Raw genomic sequence first — 23,815 nt, 5'->3', positions numbered from 1 at the left:
CGACGGCGAGGGGACGGGCACCGCTGCCGACGGTGACAAGGCGTCGACGACCGACCGGCCCGATGGCGGCGGGGGCGACGCGCCTCGCTGCCGCCGGCGGCGGGGCGTGCGGCGCGGCCCGGCGGCGTGCGGGTGAGGCAGGCCGCGCCCGGCGCAGGGGAGGCGCCTTCGGCCCGCCGGCCGGCGGTACATCCGGCGGCTGGTCGGCCCCCAGCGGGCGCAGTCCGACTTGCCTGCGGCCCGACGACGGCGGGGGGCCGCGCCCGGGGCCAGGGAGGCGACTCCGGCCCGGCGGCTGGTCGGCCCCCAGCGGGCGCAGTCCGACTTGCCTGGGGCCCGACGACGGCGGGGGGGCCGCGCACCGCTGCCACCGGTGGCGGGCGGCGCAGGCCGCCTCCCGCCGCTCAGCCTCCGACGCGCCGGACGACGGTGCATCCGGCGGCTGCGAGCAGGCCGTCCACGCCGCACGGCGCAGCCCCCACCGCCCGCGGCCCGGAGCCTCCGGGCGGCCCGGCGGCTCAGGGGCGGCAGCCTTCCGCGCTCCCCCACCAGCCCCCGGCGGGCTCACGCCGCGCAGGCGCGGTGGATCGCGTCGAGAGCGCGGGTGACGTCGTCGTCGGTCGTGGACCAGTTGCTGACCGAGATGCGCATCACCCGCCGGCCGTGCCAGGTGGAGCCGCTGATCCAGGTCGTGCCGTCGGCGAGCAGGCGGGCGAGGACGCGGTCCGTGCGGGCGTCGCCGCCGAAGTCGGCGCAGACCTGGGTGAAGACCACGTCGTTCAGGACGGTGGCGCCGTCGATCTCGGCGATCCCGGTGGCGAACGCCGACGCGTGGCGGCACAGCCGCTCGACGAGGTCGGCGACGCCCGACCGGCCGAAGGACCGCAGGGCCGCCCACACGGGGAAGGCCCGGCCGCGCCGGGACAGCTCCGGCACCTTGTCGATGGGGTCGCCGAGCGCGTCGTGGATGAGGTAGGCGCCGTGCAGGCCCATCGCCGCCCGGAGCGCGGAGGGGTCGCGCACGATCGCGAGGCCGCAGTCGTAGGGGACGTTCAGGGTCTTGTGCGCGTCGGTCGCCCAGGAGTCGGCGCTCTCGCAGCCCGCCGTCAGCCCGGCGTACCGAGGGGAGGCCGCCGCCCAGAGTCCGAAGGCGCCGTCGACGTGCACCCACGCGTCGGCCTCGCGGGCGGCGTGGATCGCGTCCGGGAAGGGGTCGAAGGCGCCGGAGTGGATGTCCCCGGCCTGGAGGATCACCAGGGTGGGGCGCCGTGGCCCGGCCGCGAGGGTGCGCCGCAGCGCCTCGGGCCGGATGCGCCCCTGATCGTCCGCCTCCACCAGTTCGGGCCGACCGAGCCCCAGGTAGCGCAGCGCCAGGTCGATCGCCATGTGGCGGTCCCGGCCGGCGACGACGCGCACGCCCGGCCCGCCCACGAGACCCTCCCGGTCGACGTCCCGGCCGACGCGCCGCAGGACCTCGTCGCGCCCGGCGGCGAGGCAGGTGAAGTTTGCCATCGTGGCGCCCGTGGTGAAGCCGACGGAGCTGCCGCCGGGCAGCTGGAGCAGATCGAGCAGCCAGGCGCCGGCGATCTCCTCCGCCGCCGCGTACGCGGGGGTGACGGCGCGCATCACGCAGTTCTGGTCCCACGCGCTGACCAGCCAGTCCGCTGCCAGCGCGGCCGGTTCACCGCCGCCGACCACGAAGCCGTAGAAGCGGCCGCCGGGGAACGCGGTGAGCCCCGGTTCACAGGCCGTGGCCAGGAGATCGACGACGTCAGCGGGTGTGCTGGGACCGTCGGGCAGGGCGGGCCCGAGCGCGCGCACGATCTCGTCGACCGAGGCGCGAGCGGGGACCGGGCGGTCGGCCAGGCCGGCCAGCCAGCCCACGGCGTGGTCGTACGCCTGCCGGAGCGCCCTCTCGCGCGCGTCCATACCTCGGACTATGGGACAGCCACCGCCGGCCCGCAAGCCGCGGCTCCCGCACTGCCCGCACGGCCGCACTGCCTGGACCGCCTGGACCGCCTGGACCGCCTGGACGATCAGAGCACGGCGGGTGCCTGCACCTCGCGACCACGCCCGACAGCGCCCGGCCCGTACCGACGCGTCACGCGAGGCCGGGCCCGTACCGACGCGTCACCGCACGTCGCGCGGCGGCTCGCCGAACATCTCCACGGCCTTGCGCACCCCGGCGAGGCCGTTCGCGAGGGCGCTGACGGAGCCGATCGAGCCGGCGATGAGCAGCAGGGAACGGCGCAGGCGGCGCACCTCGGGGACGCCTCCCGCCGCCATGGCGTCCAGGGCGGCCAGTTCATCCTCGGCGATGCCCCGGTCGGCGAACTCGGCACGATGGCCCGCGAGTTCACGACGAAGCCGCGAGACGGCGGCACGCAGCTCCGCCACCCTCGGGTCCTCGTCGCTGCCTGTCGTCACACGCCTCTGCCCCACGCTACGCAACAAGTTCTCCCCCTCGCACGACTCTGTGCGCCGATCTCCAGGCTCCGGACCGACCGTCGAACGGTGGTCAGGCGCCGTGGGTCGCGGGCCAGTTAACGCCATCGCGCGCCCGGCGCGCCACTCCGTGGACGTAATTCAGGCTTCCGTGTCCCTCGTGGGCATGAGGTATGCAGTCCCCATGACACATGCGACGTATCCCCCTTCATCCTCCGCCCCGTCGGCGCCGGTGGTGGCCGGGCTGCTGCTCGCCGCGGGCGGCGGCCGGCGGCTCGGCGGCCGGCCCAAGGCGCTGCTGTCCCACCGCGGCCGCCCGCTGGTCGAACACGCGGTGCGGGTGCTGCGCGAGGGCGGCTGCGAGGTGGTCCACGTGGTGCTGGGTGCCTCGGCCGACGCCGTACGGGAGCGGGCCCGGCTCCCGGGGTGCGTGCTGGTCGACAACCCGGAGTGGGCCGAGGGAATGGGGTCGTCGTTGCGGGTGGGCCTCGCGTCGCTCGCGGCGCAGGCGCTGCCGGTGGACGCGGCGCTGGTCTCCCTGGTGGACCAGCCGGGGATCGGGGCCGAGGCGGTGGCACGGGTCCGGGCGGCCTACCGCTCCCGGGACTCCCTCGCCGCGGCCTCCTACGCGGGGAAGCGCGGCCATCCGGTGCTCTTCGGCGCGGACCGGTGGGCGGAGATCGCAGCGGGCGCGACCGGCGACCAGGGAGCGCGCCACTATCTGAAGAAGCACCGGGATGCGATCACGCTGGTGGACTGTTCGGATGTGGCCGAGCCCTACGACATCGACACGGAGGCGGACCTGGCCCACCTGGAGTGAAGGAGGTGGCACTGAGCGCCACGTTGTGTCGATCCGGAGAATCTCGACATCGACACACCTTGAACTTCCACTATGAGGAAACTAATATCCACTGTTCAGAAGCGCCTGATACCTCTGACGGCGCTCGTGGCCGTATCTCGGCGCCTGCGGCACTCCGTGCCGACCGTGACGCCCGGCGGCCGCAAGGCACCGCCCGTGAAGCCCGCTGAAGGAAGTGACAGTTCATGTCCGCACCAGCGCCGTCCACTCTGGCCGTCGTCGAAGCCGCGCCCCTGCCGAGGCAGGAGGAGGTGCTCACCGACGCGGCCCTCGCCTTCGTGGCTGAGCTGCACCGGCGGTTCACCCCGCGCCGGGACGAGCTCCTCTCCCGCCGGGCGGAGCGCCGCGCCGAGATCGCCCGCACCTCCACGCTCGACTTCCTCCCGGAGACCGCGGCCGTCCGCGCCGACGAGTCCTGGAAGGTCGCGCCGGCCCCGGCGGCCCTGAACGACCGCCGTGTCGAGATCACCGGCCCGACCGACCGCAAGATGACGATCAACGCGCTGAACTCCGGCGCGAAGGTGTGGCTCGCGGACTTCGAGGACGCCTCGGCCCCCACCTGGGAGAACGTCGTCCTCGGTCAGGTCAACCTGATCGACGCGTACACCCGGAACATCGACTTCACGGACCCGAGGTCGGGCAAGTCCTACGCCCTCAAGCCCGCCGGCGAGCTGGCCACGGTGGTCATGCGGCCGCGCGGCTGGCACCTGGAGGAGCGTCACCTGACCGTCGAGGGCCGTCCGGTCCCCGGCGCGCTGGTCGACTTCGGCCTGTACTTCTTCCACAACGCCCAGCGGCTGATCGATTTGGGCAAGGGCCCGTACTTCTACCTGCCGAAGACGGAGTCGCACCTGGAGGCCCGCCTCTGGAACGACATCTTCGTCTTCGCCCAGGACTACGTGGGCATCCCGCAGGGCACCGTGCGCGCCACCGTCCTGATCGAGACGATCACGGCCGCGTACGAGATGGAGGAGATCCTCTACGAGCTCCGCGACCACGCCGCGGGCCTGAACGCCGGCCGCTGGGACTACCTCTTCTCCATCGTGAAGAACTTCCGTGACGGCGGCAGCAAGTTCGTCCTGCCGGACCGCAACGCGGTCACGATGACGGCCCCGTTCATGCGCGCGTACACCGAACTCCTCGTCCGCACGTGCCACAAGCGCGGCGCGCACGCGATCGGCGGCATGGCGGCCTTCATCCCCTCGCGGCGCGACGCCGAGGTCAACAAGGTCGCCTTCGAGAAGGTCAAGGCGGACAAGGACCGGGAGGCCGGCGACGGCTTCGACGGCTCGTGGGTCGCCCACCCGGACCTGGTCCCGATCGCGATGGCCTCCTTCGACGCGGTCCTCGGCGACAAGCCGAACCAGAAGGACCGCCTCCGCGAGGACGTCTCCGTGGCTCCCGGCGACCTGATCGCCATCGACTCGCTGGACGCCAGGCCCACCTACGACGGCCTGCGCAACGCCGTTCAGGTCGGCATCCGCTACATCGAGGCGTGGCTGCGCGGCCTCGGCGCCGTCGCCATCTTCAACCTCATGGAGGACGCGGCCACCGCCGAGATCTCGCGTTCGCAGATCTGGCAGTGGATCAACGCGGGTGTCGTGTTCGAGCACGACGGGAAGACCCTCACGGCCACTCCCGAGCTGGCCCGCGAGGTGGCGGCGCGGGAACTGGCCGCGATCCGCGAGGAGATCGGCGAGGAGGCCTTCGCGGCCGGCAAGTGGCAGCAGGCCCACGACCTGCTGCTACACGTCTCCCTCGACGCCGACTACGCCGACTTCCTGACCCTCCCGGCGTACGAGCAGCTGATCGGCTGAACAGCCACGGCTGACCCTGATCGGCTGGCCGGCTGACCGCACAGCGGCCGAACAGCTCCTTGGGCAGGCTCCGTCCCCGGTGTACGCACAGCACCGGGGGCGGAGCCTGTCCCGTCCCCGCTCCCTGGTCCCCCATTTCGCTCCCGTGCGTTTCACAGGCCATGTGACGCAACCGAGACGCGACGCTACCTAGCGGTAACAAGCCACGGCGTGCGAAATTCCGCATGCCACCGGCCGGCGGCTGTCCCCACTCCTCTGCACCGACGCAGGAGCACACCGCCATGCCCAGCACCCCCCATCGCGTTGTCCGAGGTCTCCTCTCCCTCTCGCTGGCCGCAGCCGCCCTCTCCGTCACCGGCGCCTCCCCCGCCGCAGCAAGTCCCGGCTCCGGGCCCACCGCCGTCGTCTCCATGGGCGACAGCTACATCTCCGGCGAGGCGGGACGGTGGCAGGGCAACAGCCTCACCACCAGCGGCAGCCGCAGCGGCACCGACCGCGCGTGGACGGGGAGTACGTACGACCCGAGCCGGGTCTACGGCTCCACGGCGGCCAACGGCTGCCACCGCTCGGACTCGGCCGAGGTCCGCGCCGCCGGCGGGATCGCCTCGGCACTGATCAACATCGCCTGCTCCGGCGCCACCACCCGGAACGTCTTCCGGGCCGCGAACGGCGGCCTGCCGTACAAGGGCGAGGCCCCGCAGGCCGACCAGCTCGCCGCCATCGCCGCCTCGCACGACGTCGACACGATCGTGCTGTCCATCGGCGGAAACGACCTGGGCTTCGCCGACATCGTCACGAAGTGCGCGACGGACTACATCGTCTGGTACTCGTACTGCCACGACGACCAGCAGGAGGTCGTCGACGCCAGGATCGGCGGGGTGATGGCGAACGTCGCCACGTCGGTGGACGAGATCCGGGCGGTGATGACGGCCGCGGGCTACGCCTCGTCCGACTACCGGATCGTCCTCCAGTCGTACCCCTCCCCCATCCCGCGCGCCGCGGACAACCGGTACGCGGAGAGCGGCTGGAGCCGTACGAACACGGGCGGCTGCCCGTTCTGGAACCGCGACTCCGACTGGGCGCGGGACTCGCTCGTCCCCCAGCTCGCGGACCGCCTCAAGGCCGTGGCCGCCGCCAAGGGCGCGCAGTTCATGGATCTGCGGGACGTGCTCCAGGGCCGCGAGGTGTGCGCGAAGGCCAGCAAGCAGGTCAGCGCCACCGCGCCGGCCTCGGCCGCCACCAGTGAGTGGGCCCGCTGGATCGACCAGAACCAGACCCAGGGGCCGATCCAGGAGAACATGCACCCCAACTACTACGGCCAGGCCGCGCTCGGCCGCTGCCTCGCGCTGATCCACGCCAGACCGACCGGCGATTTCAGCTGCCGCAACACGGCGGGTACGGGCGCCTCGGGGATGTACCTGACGCCCGTCTCCTGACCCCGCCGCTCCGGATCCGCCGTCCGGCGCCCGCTCCTCCGGGCCCCCTCCGGCTCAGCGGGGGCGGCGGCGGCCGCGGCTGCGCGCCCGGGCCTTCCGCGGCGCCGGGACGTCGATCCCGAGCGCGGGCAGGACCCGGTCGGCCCGGTGCGGATCGGCCACCGCCATCTCCCGTACGAGGGCGGCGGCGCCGCCCGGCCAGTCCGCGGCGGCGGCGTCGAGGAGCGTGCGCGCCTCCGCTCCGCGCAGCCGGTCCAGGAGCAGGACGGCCTGGGCGGAGCGGGGGACGCGCGCCTCGTCGGCGGGCTCGCCCCGGGCGTGCAGCACCTCGTACGCGTAGGCGCCCATCGTCGGGTCCGTGAGGGCCTCGCGCAGGGCCTCGGCGGGCATGGCCCCGGTGTCCAGGAAGCCGAAGAGGGCGCGGGTGTCGGCCGCCTCCCAGGTGCCGGCGTTGACGGTGCCGAAGGCCGCCAGCAGCTCGGACCAGGCTTCGGCACCGTCCCCGCGCGCGTGGAGCCAGTCGGCCAGCACGCGCGCGGCGGCGGAGGCGGACCAGCCCTCGGCGGCGGCGACCACGGTGGGGGCGTCCCAGGCCGCGACCTCGGCGGCGCCGGGGGCGGCGACGCGGCCGACCCGCAGGAGGTAGCGGACCACCTCGATGCCCTCGGGGGTGAGGCCGAAGGCGTCGCCGGTGCGGAAGACCATGCCGGTCTCCGCCAGCCGGTCGACGGTCCCCGCCATGGCCCGTGCCGGGGCTTCGAGGCGGCCGCGGTCGGCCTCGGTCACCGAGACCGCGGTGCCGCACAGCCGGGACAGCTCCTCCGCCGACGGGACCTCGTACGTCTCGGGGGCCTCCGCGGGCACCAGGACCGGGGCGTCCTCCTGGCGCGGGTCGACCGGCCAGTCCTCGAACTCGGCGGCCCTGCGGGCGACGGACTCGGCGCAGGAACCGCGCTGATAGAGGGCGTAGAGCAGGTGCGCCGCCTCGCCGTCGAACAGGCCGCCGTCCTCGCCCTTCATCTCGTCGACGGCCGCGGCGAGCCGGTCCGCCGCGGCTTCGACGGACCGCTGGGGGTCGTGGGCCTCCACGGGCGGGGGCGGCAGCGGGGTCCAGGAGTCGCCGTAGTAGTCGAGGTGTTCGTCGACGAGCGTGTCGGCGAGGGCGAGGTGCGGGAAGGCGTCGGGCCCGGGGGCCAGGTGGGCGTACGGGCCCGCGAGGGCTTCGGCGAGGCCCTCGGCGGTCCAGCGGTCGACCAGGAGGCCCGCGACCCGGCTCACGCCGTGGGACACGTCCGCGTCCGGCAGCAGCGGCCCGGCGGGCGACGGCGTCGCGGCGTCGCGGACGTACGCGCTGGTGAGCACGTCGGCGAGCACCATGTCGGCGAGGACGCTCCGGTTCATCAGGTCGGCGCGGTGCAGCCCGTCCGGGGGCGTCACGCCCTGGTGGGCGGCGAGCCAGGCGTGCACGGCCTCGGCGTCGGCGGGGTCGGTGCCGTCGGCCCGCAGCAGGGAGGCGTACCAGCGCTGCCAGGTGAGGTTGCCGGGGTCGTTCATCGCCCGTTCGAAGTCGGGCACCGTCTCGTCGATCGCGGCCAGGATCCGCGCCTGGCGCTTGCCGTTGAGCCGGCCCGCCTCCCGGACGCGCTCGGTGAGGGCGGCGAGCACGGCGGGGTAGGCCGTGAGCTCCTCGGGCAGCGCATACACGAACGCCGGCACGTCCTCCACGAGCAGGTGCCGCACGAGCCCCACGGTCGGCTCGGGCAGCCCGGTCCGCCGGTCCGCCCCTCTCAGCGACAGCAGACCCAGCACGGCGTCGGCGGCGCGGGCGTACGAAGGGCTACGGGACTCCGGGGTTCCGTCGAGGAACGCGTCGAGCCCGGTGTTGGTGAGCACGGTGCCAGCCACCTTTCCCAGGGTAGTTCCGGCGGGGGCCGGACGCCGACGCGCGGGACGGCGCCGTCATGGGACGACAACGGTCCGCTGGGCGGAGAAGTCACCCCAGGTGCCGTCGGGGAGCTTGGCGCGGAGTTTGACGCTGAAGCGGGTGCCCGGGGGGTCGGGGACGGTGAAGGTGTAGGTGGCGCGGCCGGGGGGCGGTGCGGCGCCCCAGACGATGGTGGTGGCGAACTTCTCGTTCAGGTGGAGTTCGTGGGACGTGACGGGCCCGCCGGTCGCGGGCGGGGTCCAGGTGAGGGTGATCGAGCCCTTGGCGGCCGTCGCCCTGAGGTCGGTGGGCGCCGTGCTCGCCGCGGCGCCCGCGGCCGGGGCGGTGGTCAGGTCGGCGGGGGCGCCGTCCGGCGAGGAGTTCTCGGCGGCGTCGCGGGCGCGGACGGTGAAGGAGTAGATCGTGCCGGGGCGCAGGCCGGTGATCCGGGCGGTGGTGGCGGTGCCGGGGACGGTGTGGACGCGGGAGTCGGCCTGGTAGACGTCGTACGCCGTGACTCGGGTGTCGTCCCGGGACGGTTTCCAGGTCAGGGTGGCCGCGCGGGCTCCGTCGGGAGTGGCGCGCAGGTCCCGGGGGGTGGTCGGGGGCGTGCGGTCCTCGGCCGTCGCGGCGAGGGTGGTGGCCGGGACGACGGTGCTGTGCGGCGAGCGGTTCCCGGCGGCGTCGCGGGCGCGGACGGTGAAGGTGTAGGGGGTGGCGGGGGTGAGACCGAGGACGTCGGTCATGAGGGTCGTGGCGGGCAGGTCCTTGACCTTGCGGCCCTGCTGGTAGACCTCGTAGCCGGCGACGCCGCGGTCGTCGCTGGCCGCGCTCCACATGACGTGGACGGTGCGGGCGCTGCCGGAGGCGGCCGTGACGCCGGTGGGGGCGGTGGGGCCGGTGGTGTCCGCCGGCGGACCGGCCTCGCAGGCGGCGAGCGTGAGTGCGGCGGCCAGCACGGCAGCGGCGCGCAGAACCTTGGCGAGCAGGGCCGGGGTGTGCGGGGCCGGGGTGCGCGGGGCCGGGGTGAACCGGTCTGTGGCGAGCGGGCGTTGCACGGGAATGCCTCCGTCCGTCGACATGGTCCAGACCTTTATGGCACCCGGCGGGGCGGCACGGCAAGAGGGCGGCAGAGGGTCGTTGTCAGTGGGGTGCGCTTCACTGGGTTCGTCACTCTCCGTGACGATTCGAGGGGGGACCATGACGGACCGTACGACCTATCTGACGCTCACCGGGTTGCGGGAGCGCGGCTGGACCGACGCGATGGTGAGCGATCTGCTCGGCGCGCCCGATGTGCAGGGGCGCGACCCACGCCGCTGGTCGCTCACGCCGGTGCGGCTCTACCGCCTGGCGCGGGTCGAGGCGGTGGAGCGCACACCGGAGTTCGGCCGCTGCGCCGCCTCGGCCGGCCGGTGCTCGGCGGCGGCGGAGGCAGGGGCCGAGGGCCGACGCCGGGCGGTGCTTGCGGCGATCCGCGCACAGCCCATCGAGGTACCGCGCCTCCCGGCGGCGGAGCTGGAGCGCCGGGCGGTCCGGCACCGCCACCTGCTCGGGGCACGCGGCCCCGGCGAGGCGGCGGCCGGGGCGCTGGTGCGATGGCAGGTGAGCTATCTGCGCCACGCCCTGTCGCGGTACGACACGCTGCTCGACGGCCTGTACGGCGCGACGGGGCGGGCCGAGGCCGAACGCCTGCTGCGGCTGCGCGTGTACGAGGCGATCGCGGCGGCCTACCCCGCCCTGGCGCGCGAGTGCCGGCGGCGGATCGGGGCGGAGCGATGATTTCCGGCGCCCCGGCCGGTCTGCCCTGCATGGAGAAGTCGACGCACATCGATCTGGGAGCGGCCGCCGCGCGCGTGGCGCGGCTGGCGGAGAACATCGACGACCGGCAGCTCGGGGATCCGACGCCGTGTCCGGAGTACGCCGTACGGGAGGTGCTCGCCCATGTCGCCTCGCTGAGCGTGGCCTTCCGGGACGCGGCCCGCAAGGACTTCGGGCCGACGACCGACACCCCGCCCGGCTCGGTGCGGCCCGTCCTGCGGGACGGCTGGCGCGCCGAGCTGCCCCAGGTGCTGGAGGAGCTGGTGGCGGCCTGGCGCGAGCCGGGCGCGTGGGAGGGCGACACCCAGGCGGGTGGCGTCGCGCTGCCGGCCGCCGTCATGGGCCGGGTCGCCCTCGACGAGCTGCTCATCCACGGGTGGGACCTGGCGCGCGCGACGGGTCAGGCGTACGAACCGGGCGCGGAGGAACTGGCCGTGTCGGAGGCCCTGCTGACCCCCGAGGAGGGCGCCTCCCCCGAGGACGGCTTCTTCGGCCCGGTCGTCCCGGTCCCGCCCGGCGCGCCCCCCCTCGACCGCGTGATCGGCCTGAGCGGCCGCCGCCCGGACTGGCGACCCGAGGAGGGAGGGGCCTAGAGGTCTGTTGTCGACCAGCCGGATCAAGGCCCCGAGCCCGGCAAGATAGGCAAGGCACCCCCGGGGAGACCCGAAGGCACGGACGGCGCGGCCGTCAGCGCGCGAGCAGTCGCGTCACCCGGCGGCAGGCCGCCGGGATCGGGGCGATCAGGGGGATCTCGAAGCGGGGGCGCAGGGCCTCCGCCGCGTCGCCGAGGGGGCCGCCGCCGATGACGACGGCGCGGGCGCCGTCGTGCGTGACGCACTCCCGGACCGCCCGGGCCAGGCTCTCGCGGAGCGCCGTCGGGTCGGCCGACAGGGCCTCGGGGTCGCCGGCGGTCAGGCGCAGGCCGGTGAAGAGGCCGGCGAGCCCGAGCCGGCCGACGCCGTCCGCGAGGGGGCCGGCCAGGAGCGGGGTCGTGGTCGCGATGCCGAAGGGGGTGCCGGCGGCGGACGCCTCCCGCAGGGACGCCTCGCCGATGCCCACGACCGGGACCTCCCCCGCCACGGCCCGCAGTCCCTCCAGTCCCGGGTCGCCGAAGGCGGCCACGATCAGGGCCGCGCAGTCCCCGGCGGCCAGGGCGCGGCGGCCGGCGTCGACGACCTCGGGCGCGGCGGCCCGGAGGTGGGACGGGTCGGTGAGCATCCGCGGGCCGCGCCGCACCGTCACACCGCGGAGAGGGAGGGAGGGCCCGAGCGTCCGCCGGGCGATCGCGGTCATCATCTCCGTCGTCGCGGTGCGGGTGTTGGGGTTGACGAGTACGACGGAACGCACGCGGCCGGCCCCCGCGTCGCACGCGGGGGCCGGCTCGTCGTACGGCGGGTGGGTGCTCAGTGGACGTGCGCCGCCTTGGCCGTGCGGACCTCGGAGATCTCCTCGCCCGGCTCCATGGGAGCCGTGACGGTGTCGTCGTCCCGGTGCTTGCCCAGGTGGTTGAAGACCAGGTTCAGCAGGACGGCGGCGACACAGCCGGTCGAGATGCCCGAGTCCAGGATGATCTTCGCGGTCTCGGGGAACGCGTGGTAGAACTCCGGCTCGGTGATCGGGATGATGCCGACGGCCAGCGAGACCGCCACGATCAGCACGTTGTTGTCCTTCTCCAGACCGGCCTTGACGAGGGTCTGGATGCCGCTCGCGGCGACCGAGCCGAAGAGGACGACGCCCGCGCCGCCGAGGACCGGCCGCGGGACGACCGAGATCAGCGAGGCCATCACCGGCGACAGACCCATCAGGACCAGGAAGCCGCCGCCGCAGGCGACCACGAACCGGCTGCGGATCCTCGTCATGGCGACCAGCCCGATGTTCTGGGCGAACGCGCTGCACATGAAGCCGTTGAACAGCGGGCTGAGCGCCGAGCCGAGGGTGTCGGCGCGCAGTCCGGCCGCGATGGTCTTCTCGTCGGCCGGCCGGTCGACGATCTCGCCGAGCGCCAGCATGTCGGCGGTCGACTCGGTCATGGACACCAGCATGACGACGCACATCGAGATGATCGCCGCGAGCGCGAACTGCGGTGCGCCGAAGTGGAACGGCGTCGGGAAGCCGACGATGTCCGCCTCCGTCACCGGGCTGAAGTCCGTGACCCCGAAGGGGATCGCTATCAGGGTGCCGATGACCAGACCGACGAGGACCGCGATCTGCTTCAGGAAGCCGCGGGTGAAGCGGCGCAGCACCAGGACCACCGCGAGCGTGATCCCGGCGAGGGTGAGGTAGGTCGTGGAGCCGTAGTCCTTCGCTCCGGGATTGGGCCCTTGCGCCCAGCCGAACGCGACCGGGAGCAGCGAGACACCGATGAGGGTGATCACGGTGCCGGTCACGACGGGCGGGAAGAAGCGGACCAGTTTGGAGAAGTACGGGGCGGCGACGAAGCCGAGGACTCCGGCGACGATGATCGCGCCGAAGATGAGCGGCAGCGCGTCGGCCTTGTCGTCGGTCGTGTCGACGATCGCGAGCATCGGGGCGACACCGGCGAAGGTGACACCGTTGACGAACGGCAGCCGGGCGCCGATCTTCCAGACGCCGAGCGTCTGGAGGAAGGTCGCGAGGCCGGCGGTGAAGAGGCTGGCTCCGGTGAGGAAGGTCAGTTCGGTGCCGGACAGTCCGACAGCCGCTCCGACGATCAACGGCGGGGCCACCACGCCCGCGTACATGGCGGCCACATGCTGCAGACCGCTGGTGAACATCTTCAGGGGCGGCAGAGTCTCGTCGACCGGATGCTTGATCCGGTCTTCGGTGTCGGCGCCTGCGTCTTGTGCATCATTGCGAAACCTGGGCTTGGCGGCCACGGCGGTTCCTCCGGTCGGGTACACGTCGGCGGTGACGCGGGTGTCAGGGAGGTGGTGCAAGGTGGTGCAGTCGTGCGGGGAAGGCGCCTCACGAAGTGCGGCTCATGAGGAAATACGCTCGCGTCGGCCTGGGGGCGCCGCGCTCGGTGTGTCCGGGGAGGAGTGGACACGATGCGACCGTCCGGGGGGTGCCGTACCTCTTTTCGTACGGGCACCCCCCGTCCGGCCGGCCACGGACCCCGCTCGGGTCCATGGCGACCGACCGAGGGCCGTCCCCCTCGGTCGGACTCCTTGGGGAGGGTCAGGCCTGGGCCGTGATGCGCGCCAGGCGCTGCGCCTCCGCGCGCGCGTCGCGGGCGATGGACTCCTCGTCCGCGAACAGCAGGCGGTTGTTCTCGACGATCTGCTTGCCGTTGACGAACGAGGCGGTCACCGGCGCGGCAGCGCCGAAGACGATCGCTGTCACCGGGTCGGCGATCGAGGAGTGGCCGAGGCCGTCGATCTTCCACAGGACGAAGTCGGCGAGCTTGCCGGCCTCCAGCGAACCGATCGAGTCGGCCCGGCCGAGGACCTGGGCTCCGCCGTACGTACCGAGGCGGAGGGCCTGGCGGGCGTTGAGGGCGGCCTCGCGGTGGGCGCCGAGGCGGTTGACGAGGAGCGCGTTGCGCAGTTCGGTGTGCAGCTCGCCCGACTCGTTGGAGGCGGTGCCGTCGACGCCCAGGCCGACGGGGACGCCGGCCTTGAGCATGTCGGGCACGCGGGCGATGCCGGCGGCCAGGCGCGCGTTGGAGGAGGGGCAGTGCGCGACACCGGTCTTCGTACGGGCGAAGGCCTCGATGTCGGAGTCGTTCATGTGGACGCAGTGGGCCATCCACACGTCCTCGCCGAGGAAGCCGGTCGACTCGAAGTAGTCGGTCGGGCCCATGCCGAACAGCTCGTGGCAGAACTTCTCCTCCTCCACGGTCTCCGAGCCGTGGGTGTGCATGCGCACACCGAGGCGGCGGGCCAGTTCGGCGCCCTGCTTGAGCAGCTGGGTGGAGATCGAGAACGGCGAGCAGGGAGCGACGGCGACCTGGGTCATCGAGTCGAAGGAGGCGTCGTGGAACCTCCGCACCGTCTCCTCGGTCGCGGCGAGCGCGCCCTCGGTCGTCTCGACGGCGAAGTCCGGAGGCAGGAAGCCGTCCTTCTCGCTCATGTCCATGGAGCCTCGGGCGAGGGTGAAGCGCACCCCCATGTCGGAGGCGGCGCCGATGATGGCGCCCGACAGGTCGCCGGAGTTCTTCGGGTAGACGTAGTGGTGGTCCATGGCGGTGGTGACACCGCCACGGGCCATCATCGCCAGCGAGCCCTGGGCGGCGACGCGCACCATCGACTCGTCGATGCGCGACCAGGTCGGGTAGAGCGCGACCAGCCAGTTGAAGAGGTTGTGGTCGGTGGCCAGGCCCCGGGTGATCCACTGGTAGAAGTGGTGGTGCGTGTTGATCAGACCGGGCGTCACCAGATGTCCGGTGGCGTCGATCCTGCGGACCACGTTCTCCAGGCCCTCCGGCGCCTTGCCGGCGCCGATGGACTCGATCTTGTTGTCGGCGACGACGAGATGGCCGGTGGCGTACTCGGTGTCGTTGGCGTCTACGGTCGCGATCGCACAGTTCTCGATGACGATGCGCTGGGCTGCCGAAGGTGCTGCCATGGCGGTGGTTCCTTCATTCCTCTGGGTTGAGTCCCACCACGACGAAGTCGTAGGGGGCGGGCACGGCAGGACCCTAGGAGGATTTGAGTGCCGGGGCCGTGTGACGGCTCCGGGTGCCGAGATGGTGGAAGAACAGGTTGAGCGTGACCGCGACGAGCGCGCCGGCGCTGATGCCCGAGCCGAGCACGGTCTGCGCCCAGGCCGGGAAGTCGGCGTAGAAGGTGGGGGCGGCGAGCGGGATGATGCCCGCCCCGAGGGCGACGGCCACCAGGATGATGTTGGAGCTGTCGTCGAGGCCCGCTTCGGACAGGGTACGGATGCCGGAGACGGCGATCGAGCCGAAGAGGACGATGCCGGCGCCGCCGAGGACGGGCATCGGGACCATGGAGACGACCGCGCCGAGGACGGGGAAGGCGCCGAGGACGAGCAGGGCGCCGCCGGCGGCCGCGACGACGTAGCGGGAGCGGACCCGGGTCAGCGAGACGACGCCGACGTTCTGGGCGAAGGCGGAGGTGGGGAAGCCGCCGAAGACGGGCCCGAGGAGGGTGGCGACGCCGTCGGTCCGCAGGCCCCGGGTGATCGTCCCGCCGTCGCTCCTGCGCTCGCAGATCTCGCCGAGGGCGAGCATGCCGGCGCTGGACTCGGTCATGAGGACCAGCATCACGATGCACAGGGAGAGGATCGCGGCCGGCTGGAACTCGGGGGCGCCGAAGGCGAACGGGGCGGGCAGCGCGGCGACGGGCGCCTCCCGCAGGGCGGTGAAGTCGGCCATGCCGAAGGGGATCGCGGCGAGCGTTCCGACGAACAGGCCCAGCAGCAGGGCGATCTGCTTGACGAAGCCCTTGCCGAAGCGCTGGAAGAGCAGGATCACCACGAGGGTGAAGGCGGCCAGCGCGAGGTACCTGGGGGCGCCGAAGTCGGCGGCCTCCGCGTTGCCTCCCTGAGCCCAGCCCACCGGTACGGGCATCAGGGTGACCCCGATGAGGGTGATCACCACGCCGGTGACCAGCGGCGGGAAGAAGCGGAGCAGGCGGCCGAAGAAGGGGCCGACGGCGAGGCAGAAGACTCCGGCGACCATCACCGCGCCGTAGATGGCGGGGAGCTGGTGGCCGGGAGCGCTGGTCTCGGCGATGGCCAGCATCGGCGCGATGCCGGCGGAGGAGGCGGCGTTGACGAACGGGAGCCGGTTGCCGGCGAAGCGTCCGAAGCCGACGGTCTGCAGGATCGTGGCGCAGCCCGCGATGAGCAGGCTCGCCGCGATGAGCCGGGGCATTCCGGCGGCGTCCAGGCCGACCGCCTGGCCGATGATGAGCGGAGGGGTGACGACACCCGCGTACATGGCGGCGATGTGCTGGAGCGCGGCGGGGACGAGCCGCGAGGCGGAGAGCTTTTCGTCCACCGGGTGGACGGCCGTCGGCGGGACGGCGGTCGTCACGTCGTCCGGCGGGGTGGAACACGGGCCTTCGGCTGATACCGGCCCCGATGCAGGCAGTGCCATGGGAGGTTCCCTCCGGTCTGGTGGCGGCCCCCGCCCTACTGCGGACGGGCGGGGGCGGCCACGCAGTGCCGCTTAGAGGTTGGTCATGTCGACCGGGATGTGCGCCGTGGCTCCGTCACGCAGCACGGTGGCCTCGATGAGGCCGTACATGCGGTCGGCGGCGTAGTAGACCTCGTTGTCGTTCTTGAGCCCGAAGGGCTCCAGGTCCACCAGGAAGTGGTGCTTGTTCGGGAGCGAGAAGCGGACCTCGTCGATCTCCGAACGGTGGTTGATGATGCGCGAGGCCATCTGGTACAGCGTCTGCTGGAGCGAGAGGGAGTACGTCTCGGCGAAGGCCTGGAGCATGTGCTTCTTCGTCTCGGCGTACGACTTCTCCCAGTTGGGCATCCGCTGCTCGTCGTCGCTCCAGTTGAAGCGCCAGCGGCCGGACACCTGCGTGGCCAGGATGCGGTCGTACGCCTCCTGGAGCGTCGTGTACTTGTCCTTGATGTAGCCCCAGAACTCCGAGTTGGTGGAGTTCATCACGACGAGGTCCTTGAGGCCGGAGATGACCTCCCACTGCCGGCCGTCGTACGTGATCTGGGTGACCCGGGTCTCCTGGCCCTTGCGGACGAAGGAGTGGTTCACCTCGTCGGAGCCGATGAACTTGGAGTTGGCGTCCGAGGTCGCGATGCGCTCCCAGGTGTACTCCTCGATCCGGATCCGGGCCCGGTGGATCGGCTCCTGGCTGGTCACGAAGTGACGCGCCAGGTGGATGCCGAACTGCTCGGCCGACTCGATCCCGTACTCCTTGGCGAAGGCGAATACGGTGTTCTTGGTCGTGTCGGTGGGCAGGCAGTGGGCGTTGGAGCCCGAGAGGTGGACGTCGTCGAGGTCGCCGGAGAGGGCGACGGAGACGTTCAGGTCCTTGATGTGGTGGGTGTCGCCGTCCCGCGTGATCTTGACGACGCGGTTCTCTGCTTTGCCGTACTGGTTCTGGCCGAGAATCGTGGGCATGTCTGCTAGCTCCCTCGGTAAACGGAGTAGCCGAACGGGTTGAGCAGCAGCGGTACGTGGTAATGCTCGCCCGGCGTGACGGCGAACGTGATCGCCACCTCCGGGAAGAACGCACCGCTGTCCCTTACGCGGGGGGCGTCCTGCTGCGCCTCGGCTTGCTTCTTGGAGAAGTACGCCTCGGTCTCGAAGTCGAGACGTACATGGGTCGTTCCCTCCGGCAGCGCCGGCAGGTCCTTGCAACGCCCGTCCGCGTCGGTGGCCGAGCCGCCGAGCGTGACCCACTGCGCGTCGGAGCCGCCGCGGGCCGCGAGCGTGATGGCCACGCCCTCGGCGGGGCGGCCGAGACTGGTGTCCAGGATGTGGGTGGACACCGAGGCGGTGGTGTCGGTGCTCATGCGGCGCTCTCTTCCTCTACGAGACGGGTCAGGCGGATACGGTTGATCTTGCCCAGTTCGGCGCGGACGATCTCCCGCTCCTCCTCGGGCGAGTGCTCGATCCGCTCGCGGACCGCGTCGCGCATCTGCTCTCCGGTCTTGCCGGTGGCGCAGATGAGGAAGACATGACCGAACCTCTCCTGGTAGGCCAGGTTGAGTTCGAGCATCTCCGCCTTGAGCTCGTCGGAGGCCCCGGACATCCCGCTCTGTTCGCGGGAGGAGGTCGGGTCCCCGGCCTTCGGACGACCGATCGGCGGGTGGCCCGCCATCGCCTCGGCCAGATCCTCGGCGGTCAGCTCGGCCATGGCGGCGTCGCTGGCGAGGAAGAGGGCTTCGACGGTGGTGTACGGGCGCTGGGCGACGAGCTTGCTCCCCCACGCCGAGCTGGAGCACACCTCGTGGAGCGCGGCGACAGCGTCGCTGTCCGCCGAGGTGTTGAACCGGGCGAGGCCCGGAGTCGTACCTGAAGTCACGGGAAGCCTCCGTGGCTGTTTTTCGCTGTGGGTCGGACGGGCTGCGGATAGCTAACGCCCTGGCGCAACACCACGTCAACACTTTGTTGAAAACTCGGCCACACAAAAGCCGCCGTCCCGACATCCGGACGGCGGCTGACGGTCGACTCGTGGCGCTAGTCGGTCTTGGCGGCCTTTTCCCTGCTCAGGGCAGTCTCCCGGTTCAGGTAGTTGTACACGGTGAACCGGCTGACACCGAGCGCGCCGGCCACCGTCTCCACTCCGTGTCGTACGGAGAAGGCACCGCGTGCCTCCAGCATCCGGACGGCCTCCTGCTTGGCCTTGCGGTCCAGCTCGGCGAGGGGCATCCCGTGCCGCCGTTCCATCGCGGCCAGGATGTGGTCGAGGGAGTCGGACAGCTGCGGCAGGCGTACGGCGAGCACGTCCTCGCCCTCCCAGGCGAGCACCACGTCGTCGGGCTCGGCCTGCTCGGGGACCAGGAGCTCGGCGCCCATGGCGTCGACGAGCGGCTTCACCGCGGCGACCAAGGGGTGTTCGGTCACTTCTCGTCCTCCCCGATCACGTTGACCTGGAGGGAGACACGGGTCGCGCCGGCCGCCAGGGATTTGCGCAGCAGCGCGTCGACGGCGGTCAGCACCTGGTCGGCGGCGCCTTCCGCCGTGTTGCCGAACGGGCCGACGTCCACCGCGTCCAGTTCGGCCGTCTGGATCACCTCACGCGCCACGACCGCGTGAGCCGGTGCCTCGTCGAGGTCGAACGGCTCGGTCGTGAACTCCACTTTCAAACGCACCATGGCCCCACGCTACTGGGCGCGGGGCGCGCCCGGGAGGTCAGGCCCGGGGGGAGGGCGGGCGCCGGAACCCGCGGGCCGGGTGGCCGGTGTGGGGCCGGGTGCGGGCGGGGGCAGGGTGGGGTGCCCCTTGACACTCCCACGCCCCTCCGTGCAACATTCCGTCAGACAGAAACTTACTTCCGCAATACGGAAGGAGCGCCGCCCCTCATGGGATACACGGACCAGCGCTTCGATGTGAACCTGTCGATCCTCTTCACGGAACTCCCGCTCCTGGAGCGCCCCGCGGCCGCCGCCGCGGCGGGCTTCACCGCGGTCGAGCTGTGGTGGCCCTGGATCGACACCGCCACCCCCGACCAGAGCGAGCTCGACGCGCTCAAGAAGTCTCTGGACGACGCCGGCACCCAGCTGGTGGGCCTGAACTTCTACGCCGGGCAGCTACCCGGCCCCGACCGCGGCGCCCTCTCCGTACCCGGTGAGGAGTCGGACCGCTTCCGCGCCAACATCGACGTGGCGGCCGACTTCGCCGCCTCGGTCGGCTGCAAGGCGCTCAACGCGCTGTACGGCAACCGCGTCGACGGCGTGGACCCGCAGATCCAGGACTCCCTCGCCCTGGAGAACCTGGTCCTGGCCGCCCGCGCGGCGGACCGGATCGGCGCCGTCCTCCTGGTCGAGACCCTGAACAAGCCGGAGTCGCCGCTCTACCCGCTGGTGAGCGCCCCGGCCGCGATCGAGGTCGTCGACAAGGTCAACGCCGCCACCGGGCTCGGGAACGCCAAGTTCCTGCTCGACATCTACCACCTGTCGATGAACGGCGAGAACGTCGGCGAGGTCATCGCCCGCTACGCCGACAAGACCGGCCACGTCCAGATCGCCGACAACCCGGGCCGCGGCGCGCCGGGCACCGGCGACCTGCCCCTGGAGCAGCTCCTCGACGAGCTCGCGAAGGCCGGTTACGACGGCTGGGTCGGCCTGGAGTACAAGGCCGCCGACGCCGCCGCGTCCTTCGACTGGCTCCCCGCCGAGGCCCGCGCGGCCCGCTGACTTCTTTCCGTACCACCAGTTTCGAGAGGCACCCTCACTATGAGCACTCTTCCCAAGGTCGCGTGGATCGGCCTCGGCATCATGGGCTCCCCCATGTCCGAGAACCTGATCAAGGCGGGCTACTCGGTCACCGGCTTCACCCTGGAGCAGGACAAGCTGGACCGCCTCGCCGCGGCCGGCGGCACCGCCGCCGCGTCGATCGCCGAGGCCGTCAAGGACGCCGACGTGATCGTCACGATGGTGCCCGCCTCCCCGCAGGTCGAGGCCATCGCCTACGGCCCCGAGGGCATCCTGGAGAACGCGAAGCAGGGCGCGCTGATCGTCGACATGTCGTCGATCACCCCGCAGACCTCCGTGGACCTGGCCAAGAACGCCGCCGAGAAGGGCATCCGCGTCCTGGACGCCCCGGTGTCCGGCGGCGAGGCCGGCGCCATCGAGGCCGTCCTGTCGATCATGGTGGGTGGCGAGCAGGCCGACTTCGACACGGCGCTGCCGATCCTCGAGGCCCTCGGCAAGACCATCGTCCTGTGCGGTCCGCACGGCTCCGGCCAGACAGTGAAGGCCGCCAACCAGCTCATCGTCGCGGTCAACATCCAGGCCTGCGCCGAGGCCGTCGTCTTCCTCGAGAAGTCGGGCGTGAACCTCGAGGCCGCCCTGGACGTCCTCAACGGCGGTCTGGCCGGCTCCACGGTCCTGACCCGCAAGAAGGACAACTTCCTGAACCGCGACTTCAAGCCCGGTTTCCGGATCGACCTGCACCACAAGGACATGGGCATCGTCACCGACGCCGCCCGCAACGTCGGTGCGGCCCTCCCGGTCGGCGCCGTCGTCGCCCAGCTCGTCGCCTCCCTGCGCGCTCAGGGTGACGGCGGCCTGGACCACTCGGCCCTGCTCCGCGCCGTCGAGCGCCTCTCCGGCCGGCAGGTCTGACCCAGATTTCCGGTCGGCGGCGGCGCTGACAACTGTCCTGTCGCGCCCAGGCGCCGCCGCCGACCGGAACACCACCCTTCATCTTCAACAAACTGTTGACGTGATGTTCGAGGCGAATTTACGCTCCTCGCACCGTCTGCAGAGCTCCCGTACGGAAGGTCACGATGTCGAAGCGCGTGCTTACGACCGAGTCCGGCGCACCTGTCGCCGACAACCAGAACTCCGCCACCGCCGGCGTCGGTGGCCCCATCCTGCTGCAGGACCAGCACCTGCTGGAGAAGCTCGCGCGCTTCAACCGTGAGCGCATCCCGGAGCGCGTGGTCCACGCCCGTGGCTCCGGCGCGTACGGCTACTTCGAGGTGACCGACGACGTCACCGGCTTCACGAAGGCCGCCTTCCTCTCCGAGGTCGGCAAGCGGACCGAGACGTTCATCCGCTTCTCGACCGTCGCCGACTCGCTTGGCGGCGCGGACGCCGTCCGCGACCCGCGCGGCTTCGCGCTGAAGTTCTACACCGAAGAGGGCAACTACGACCTCGTCGGCAACAACACCCCGGTGTTCTTCATCAAGGACCCGATCAAGTTCCCCGACTTCATCCACTCCCAGAAGCGCGACCCGTTCACGGGCAAGCAGGAGCCGGACAACGTCTGGGACTTCTGGGCGCACGCCCCCGAGGCGACGCACCAGATCACGTGGCTGATGGGCGACCGCGGCATCCCCGCCTCGTACCGCCACATGAACGGCTACGGCTCCCACACCTACCAGTGGACCAACGAGGCGGGCGAGGCCTTCTTCGTCAAGTACCACTTCAAGACGAACCAGGGCATCCGCTCGCTCTCCGCCGAGCAGGCCGCCGAGGTCGTCGGCAAGGACGCCAACTCGCACCAGACCGACCTGCTGCAGGCCATCGAGCGCGGGGTGAACCCCTCCTGGACCCTGTACGTCCAGGTCATGCCGGCCGCCGAGGCCGTGGACTACCGCTTCAACCCGTTCGACCTCACCAAGGTGTGGCCGCACGCGGACTACCCGCTGCAGCGCGTGGGCCGGCTGGTCCTCGACCGCAACCCGGACAACGTCTTCGCCGAGGTCGAGCAGGCCGCGTTCTCCCCGAACAACTTCGTGCCGGGTATCGGTCCCTCCCCGGACAAGATGCTCCAGGGCCGCCTCTTCGCCTACGCCGACGCCCACCGCTACCGCCTCGGTGTCAACCACACCCAGCTGCCGGTGAACGCGCCGAAGGCGACCGTGGCCGAGAACTACGGCCGCGACGGCTTCATGGCCACCCGCAACGGCTCGCGCACGGACAAGAACTACGAGCCCAACTCGTACCAGGGCCCGGCCCAGACGGACGCGGCGCTCTCCGCCCCGCTCGCCATCCACGGCTGGACCGGCACGCACGAGGCGCCGCAGCACACCAAGGACGACGACTTCTTCCAGGCCGGGGAGCTCTACCGCCTGATGTCCGAGGACGAGAAGAACCGTCTGGTCGCCAACATCGCCGGCGGCCTGTCCCAGGTGTCCCGCGAGGACGTCATCGAGAAGAACCTCGCGCACTTCGCCGCGGCCGACCCGGAGTACGGCAAGCGCGTGGAGGAGGCGGTCCGCGCCCTGCGCGAGGACTGATCCCACGCGGTACCAGACCGCGTGCGGCGGATGACGGGAGGTCAGCCGCCGCACGCCGTCCGGACCGGCGGCCCGGATGAGGGGTGGCCGACGGTACGGACAGCGTGAGGACCGCGGCGGCGAGTGAGCCAGTGCGGTGGTAAGGACGTCCGGATCCTCTTCTTGACCTGAAAGAAGAGGCTGTCCGGGACGCCCGTCACCGCCGCCGCGGTCCCCGACGCCCCTTCGGGGGCACGCACCCCCATGACTCCGCCCGGCGGCGCGAACGTCCTGTCGCGCCAGCCTCGCACCGTCGGGCGGGCTTCAGACGAGAGCGCGGAACCAGGTTTACGGTCCCTGGTTCCGCGCTCTTTCGCGTGTGCGGCGCGATGCGGCAGCGTACGGCCGCCCCCGCCGGTGTACGGCCGTCAGCGCATCGTTTCTGCGGTGAAGATCGACACCCTCACGGGCGAACGCCCCCGCGATTCGTCCGCGCGCGCCCCGCCCGCGCGGCTATCCACTGCCTCATGATCAAGAACCTGATGCGCGGCCTCACCCCGCTCGCCCTGATCCTCTCCCCGCTCGCCGTCCCCTCCCCCGCCCTCTCCGCGAGCGTCGGGCTGCTCCCCGACGCGCTCGGCGAACTCGACGTGACCACCGAGGACGCGGCCGGCTTCCGGACGTCCGCCTTCCGGCACTGGAACCGCGGGCTCGATCCCGCCGACGGCTGCGACACCCGTGGCGAAGTCCTCCTGGAGGAGGCCGTCGACGCCCCGAAGGCGGGCGCGGGCTGCACGCTCACGGGCGGCAGGTGGACCTCGTACTACGACGGTCAGAGCGTCACCGACCCCGCCGCGCTCCGCGTCGACCACATCGTCCCGCTGGGCGAGGCATGGGAGTCGGGCGCGTCGGGGTGGAGCGCGGCGCGCCGGGAGAAGTACGCCAACGACCAGGGGGCTGCCGCCACGCTCGTCGCGGTGACCGCCCGCAGTCAGAAGGACAAGGCCGGCCGGGACCCCGCCGAATGGATCCCCTCGGCGTCCAGCCAGTACTGCCGTTACGCCGCCGAGTGGGTGGGCACCAAGCTGCGGTGGGGCCTGTCCGCGGACAAGGACGAGGTCGAGGCGCTCAAGCTGCTGGCCGACGGGCCGTGCGAGGACACGGTCGTGGTGAGGTCGCCGGCCCCGCGGTGACGTGCGGCTGCC

At 72.2% G+C, this 23,815-nt stretch carries 22 protein-coding genes; 9 read left to right on the top strand and 13 right to left on the bottom strand.

Annotated features, from left to right (window positions below; translation table 11 throughout):
• Positions 1-564 precede the first annotated feature (564 nt).
• Both ACZ68P_RS10910 and ACZ68P_RS10905 read right to left on the bottom strand, forming a co-directional pair.
• Positions 565-1,929 (bottom strand): pyridoxal phosphate-dependent decarboxylase family protein, encoded by a 1,365-nt coding sequence (locus ACZ68P_RS10910; protein WP_471005064.1) that lies wholly within the window; start codon positions 1,927-1,929, stop codon positions 565-567.
• Between the two features lie 201 nt (positions 1,930-2,130).
• Positions 2,131-2,454, bottom strand: coding sequence for a DUF5955 family protein (locus ACZ68P_RS10905; RefSeq protein WP_471005062.1), 324 nt, complete (start codon positions 2,452-2,454; stop codon positions 2,131-2,133).
• 175 nt (positions 2,455-2,629) lie between these two features.
• Here ACZ68P_RS10905 and ACZ68P_RS10900 point away from each other — a divergent pair, with 175 nt between their 5' ends.
• From ACZ68P_RS10900 to ACZ68P_RS10890, 3 genes are all read left to right on the top strand, one after another.
• Complete coding sequence (locus ACZ68P_RS10900; protein WP_471005060.1) at positions 2,630-3,265, top strand: nucleotidyltransferase family protein; 636 nt, start codon at positions 2,630-2,632, stop codon at positions 3,263-3,265.
• Between the two features lie 224 nt (positions 3,266-3,489).
• Complete coding sequence (aceB, locus tag ACZ68P_RS10895) at positions 3,490-5,121, top strand: malate synthase A (RefSeq protein WP_471005058.1); 1,632 nt, start codon at positions 3,490-3,492, stop codon at positions 5,119-5,121.
• Between the two features lie 281 nt (positions 5,122-5,402).
• Positions 5,403-6,557: a GDSL-type esterase/lipase family protein gene (locus ACZ68P_RS10890; RefSeq protein ID WP_471005056.1), complete on the top strand. Its 1,155-nt coding sequence runs from the start codon at positions 5,403-5,405 to the stop codon at positions 6,555-6,557.
• Between the two features lie 54 nt (positions 6,558-6,611).
• Here the strand turns inward: ACZ68P_RS10890 and ACZ68P_RS10885 are convergent, their stop codons facing one another.
• Together ACZ68P_RS10885 and ACZ68P_RS10880 are read right to left on the bottom strand one after the other, a co-directional pair.
• Positions 6,612-8,462: a hypothetical protein gene (locus ACZ68P_RS10885; protein WP_471005054.1), complete on the bottom strand. Its 1,851-nt coding sequence runs from the start codon at positions 8,460-8,462 to the stop codon at positions 6,612-6,614.
• 54 nt (positions 8,463-8,516) lie between these two features.
• Positions 8,517-9,563, bottom strand: a complete 1,047-nt coding sequence (locus ACZ68P_RS10880; RefSeq protein ID WP_471005052.1) for a fibronectin type III domain-containing protein — start codon at positions 9,561-9,563, stop codon at positions 8,517-8,519.
• A gap of 118 nt (positions 9,564-9,681) precedes the next feature.
• Here ACZ68P_RS10880 and ACZ68P_RS10875 point away from each other — a divergent pair, with 118 nt between their 5' ends.
• Positions 9,682-10,260 (top strand): hypothetical protein, encoded by a 579-nt coding sequence (locus ACZ68P_RS10875; RefSeq protein ID WP_471005050.1) that lies wholly within the window; start codon positions 9,682-9,684, stop codon positions 10,258-10,260.
• Positions 10,257-10,892 (top strand): TIGR03086 family metal-binding protein, encoded by a 636-nt coding sequence (locus tag ACZ68P_RS10870; RefSeq protein WP_471005048.1) that lies wholly within the window; start codon positions 10,257-10,259, stop codon positions 10,890-10,892. Before ACZ68P_RS10875 ends, ACZ68P_RS10870 begins: the two co-directional genes overlap by 4 nt.
• A gap of 94 nt (positions 10,893-10,986) precedes the next feature.
• On the opposite strand, the gene ACZ68P_RS10865 is transcribed toward ACZ68P_RS10870, so the two are convergent.
• From ACZ68P_RS10865 to ACZ68P_RS10825, 9 genes are all read right to left on the bottom strand, one after another.
• The gene (locus ACZ68P_RS10865; RefSeq protein WP_471005046.1) at positions 10,987-11,646 is read right to left on the bottom strand and encodes an aspartate/glutamate racemase family protein; all 660 of its coding nucleotides are present in this window, start codon (positions 11,644-11,646) and stop codon (positions 10,987-10,989) included.
• Between the two features lie 56 nt (positions 11,647-11,702).
• Positions 11,703-13,154 (bottom strand): nucleobase:cation symporter-2 family protein, encoded by a 1,452-nt coding sequence (locus ACZ68P_RS10860; protein ID WP_471005044.1) that lies wholly within the window; start codon positions 13,152-13,154, stop codon positions 11,703-11,705.
• Positions 13,155-13,455: 301 nt separating this feature from the next.
• On the bottom strand, positions 13,456-14,844 hold the full coding sequence (locus tag ACZ68P_RS10855) for an 8-oxoguanine deaminase (RefSeq protein WP_471005042.1): 1,389 nt from the start codon (positions 14,842-14,844) through the stop codon (positions 13,456-13,458).
• A 73-nt stretch (positions 14,845-14,917) separates the two neighbouring features.
• A complete protein-coding gene (locus ACZ68P_RS10850; protein ID WP_471005040.1) occupies positions 14,918-16,342 on the bottom strand; it encodes a nucleobase:cation symporter-2 family protein in 1,425 nt (474 codons plus the stop codon).
• Positions 16,343-16,414: 72 nt separating this feature from the next.
• Entirely contained in the window at positions 16,415-17,338 is a 924-nt protein-coding gene (pucL, locus tag ACZ68P_RS10845; RefSeq protein WP_471005038.1) for a factor-independent urate hydroxylase, read from the bottom strand.
• A 5-nt stretch (positions 17,339-17,343) separates the two neighbouring features.
• Positions 17,344-17,733: a hydroxyisourate hydrolase gene (gene uraH / locus ACZ68P_RS10840; protein ID WP_471005036.1), complete on the bottom strand. Its 390-nt coding sequence runs from the start codon at positions 17,731-17,733 to the stop codon at positions 17,344-17,346.
• Entirely contained in the window at positions 17,730-18,245 is a 516-nt protein-coding gene (uraD, locus tag ACZ68P_RS10835) for a 2-oxo-4-hydroxy-4-carboxy-5-ureidoimidazoline decarboxylase (protein WP_471005034.1), read from the bottom strand. The genes uraH and uraD overlap by 4 nt, the downstream gene beginning before the upstream one ends.
• A gap of 155 nt (positions 18,246-18,400) precedes the next feature.
• A complete protein-coding gene (locus ACZ68P_RS10830; protein WP_365714821.1) occupies positions 18,401-18,739 on the bottom strand; it encodes a helix-turn-helix domain-containing protein in 339 nt (112 codons plus the stop codon).
• A gap of 44 nt (positions 18,740-18,783) precedes the next feature.
• Positions 18,784-19,035, bottom strand: a complete 252-nt coding sequence (locus ACZ68P_RS10825; RefSeq protein WP_471005577.1) for a YkoF family thiamine-binding protein — start codon at positions 19,033-19,035, stop codon at positions 18,784-18,786.
• Positions 19,036-19,245: 210 nt separating this feature from the next.
• Here ACZ68P_RS10825 and ACZ68P_RS10820 point away from each other — a divergent pair, with 210 nt between their 5' ends.
• From ACZ68P_RS10820 to ACZ68P_RS10805, 4 genes are all read left to right on the top strand, one after another.
• Positions 19,246-20,079 (top strand): TIM barrel protein, encoded by an 834-nt coding sequence (locus ACZ68P_RS10820; protein ID WP_471005032.1) that lies wholly within the window; start codon positions 19,246-19,248, stop codon positions 20,077-20,079.
• Between the two features lie 39 nt (positions 20,080-20,118).
• Complete coding sequence (locus ACZ68P_RS10815; RefSeq protein WP_471005030.1) at positions 20,119-21,009, top strand: 2-hydroxy-3-oxopropionate reductase; 891 nt, start codon at positions 20,119-20,121, stop codon at positions 21,007-21,009.
• Between the two features lie 164 nt (positions 21,010-21,173).
• On the top strand, positions 21,174-22,631 hold the full coding sequence (locus ACZ68P_RS10810; RefSeq protein WP_471005028.1) for a catalase: 1,458 nt from the start codon (positions 21,174-21,176) through the stop codon (positions 22,629-22,631).
• Positions 22,632-23,137: 506 nt separating this feature from the next.
• Positions 23,138-23,803 (top strand): GmrSD restriction endonuclease domain-containing protein, encoded by a 666-nt coding sequence (locus tag ACZ68P_RS10805; RefSeq protein ID WP_471005026.1) that lies wholly within the window; start codon positions 23,138-23,140, stop codon positions 23,801-23,803.
• Positions 23,804-23,815 lie beyond the last annotated feature (12 nt).

The sequence above is a fragment of the Streptomyces sp. NPDC036822 genome (assembly GCF_055609145.1).
The sequence above is the reverse complement of the archived record's forward strand: the minus strand, read 5'-3'. Positions and strand labels throughout refer to the sequence as shown.

Coding starts and splice junctions, on each gene's coding strand:
- ACZ68P_RS10910 (WP_471005064.1), bottom strand. CDS start 1,929: ATGGACGCGCGCGAGAGGGCGCTCCGGCAGGCGTACGACCACGCCGTG.
- ACZ68P_RS10900 (WP_471005060.1), top strand. CDS start 2,630: ATGACACATGCGACGTATCCCCCTTCATCCTCCGCCCCGTCGGCGCCG.
- aceB (WP_471005058.1), top strand. CDS start 3,490: ATGTCCGCACCAGCGCCGTCCACTCTGGCCGTCGTCGAAGCCGCGCCC.
- ACZ68P_RS10890 (WP_471005056.1), top strand. CDS start 5,403: ATGCCCAGCACCCCCCATCGCGTTGTCCGAGGTCTCCTCTCCCTCTCG.
- ACZ68P_RS10880 (WP_471005052.1), bottom strand. CDS start 9,563: ATGTCGACGGACGGAGGCATTCCCGTGCAACGCCCGCTCGCCACAGAC.
- ACZ68P_RS10875 (WP_471005050.1), top strand. CDS start 9,682: ATGACGGACCGTACGACCTATCTGACGCTCACCGGGTTGCGGGAGCGC.
- ACZ68P_RS10870 (WP_471005048.1), top strand. CDS start 10,257: ATGATTTCCGGCGCCCCGGCCGGTCTGCCCTGCATGGAGAAGTCGACG.
- ACZ68P_RS10855 (WP_471005042.1), bottom strand. CDS start 14,844: ATGGCAGCACCTTCGGCAGCCCAGCGCATCGTCATCGAGAACTGTGCG.
- ACZ68P_RS10850 (WP_471005040.1), bottom strand. CDS start 16,342: ATGGCACTGCCTGCATCGGGGCCGGTATCAGCCGAAGGCCCGTGTTCC.
- pucL (WP_471005038.1), bottom strand. CDS start 17,338: ATGCCCACGATTCTCGGCCAGAACCAGTACGGCAAAGCAGAGAACCGC.
- uraH (WP_471005036.1), bottom strand. CDS start 17,733: ATGAGCACCGACACCACCGCCTCGGTGTCCACCCACATCCTGGACACC.
- ACZ68P_RS10830 (WP_365714821.1), bottom strand. CDS start 18,739: ATGGGCGCCGAGCTCCTGGTCCCCGAGCAGGCCGAGCCCGACGACGTG.
- ACZ68P_RS10820 (WP_471005032.1), top strand. CDS start 19,246: ATGGGATACACGGACCAGCGCTTCGATGTGAACCTGTCGATCCTCTTC.
- ACZ68P_RS10815 (WP_471005030.1), top strand. CDS start 20,119: ATGAGCACTCTTCCCAAGGTCGCGTGGATCGGCCTCGGCATCATGGGC.
- ACZ68P_RS10810 (WP_471005028.1), top strand. CDS start 21,174: ATGTCGAAGCGCGTGCTTACGACCGAGTCCGGCGCACCTGTCGCCGAC.
- ACZ68P_RS10805 (WP_471005026.1), top strand. CDS start 23,138: ATGATCAAGAACCTGATGCGCGGCCTCACCCCGCTCGCCCTGATCCTC.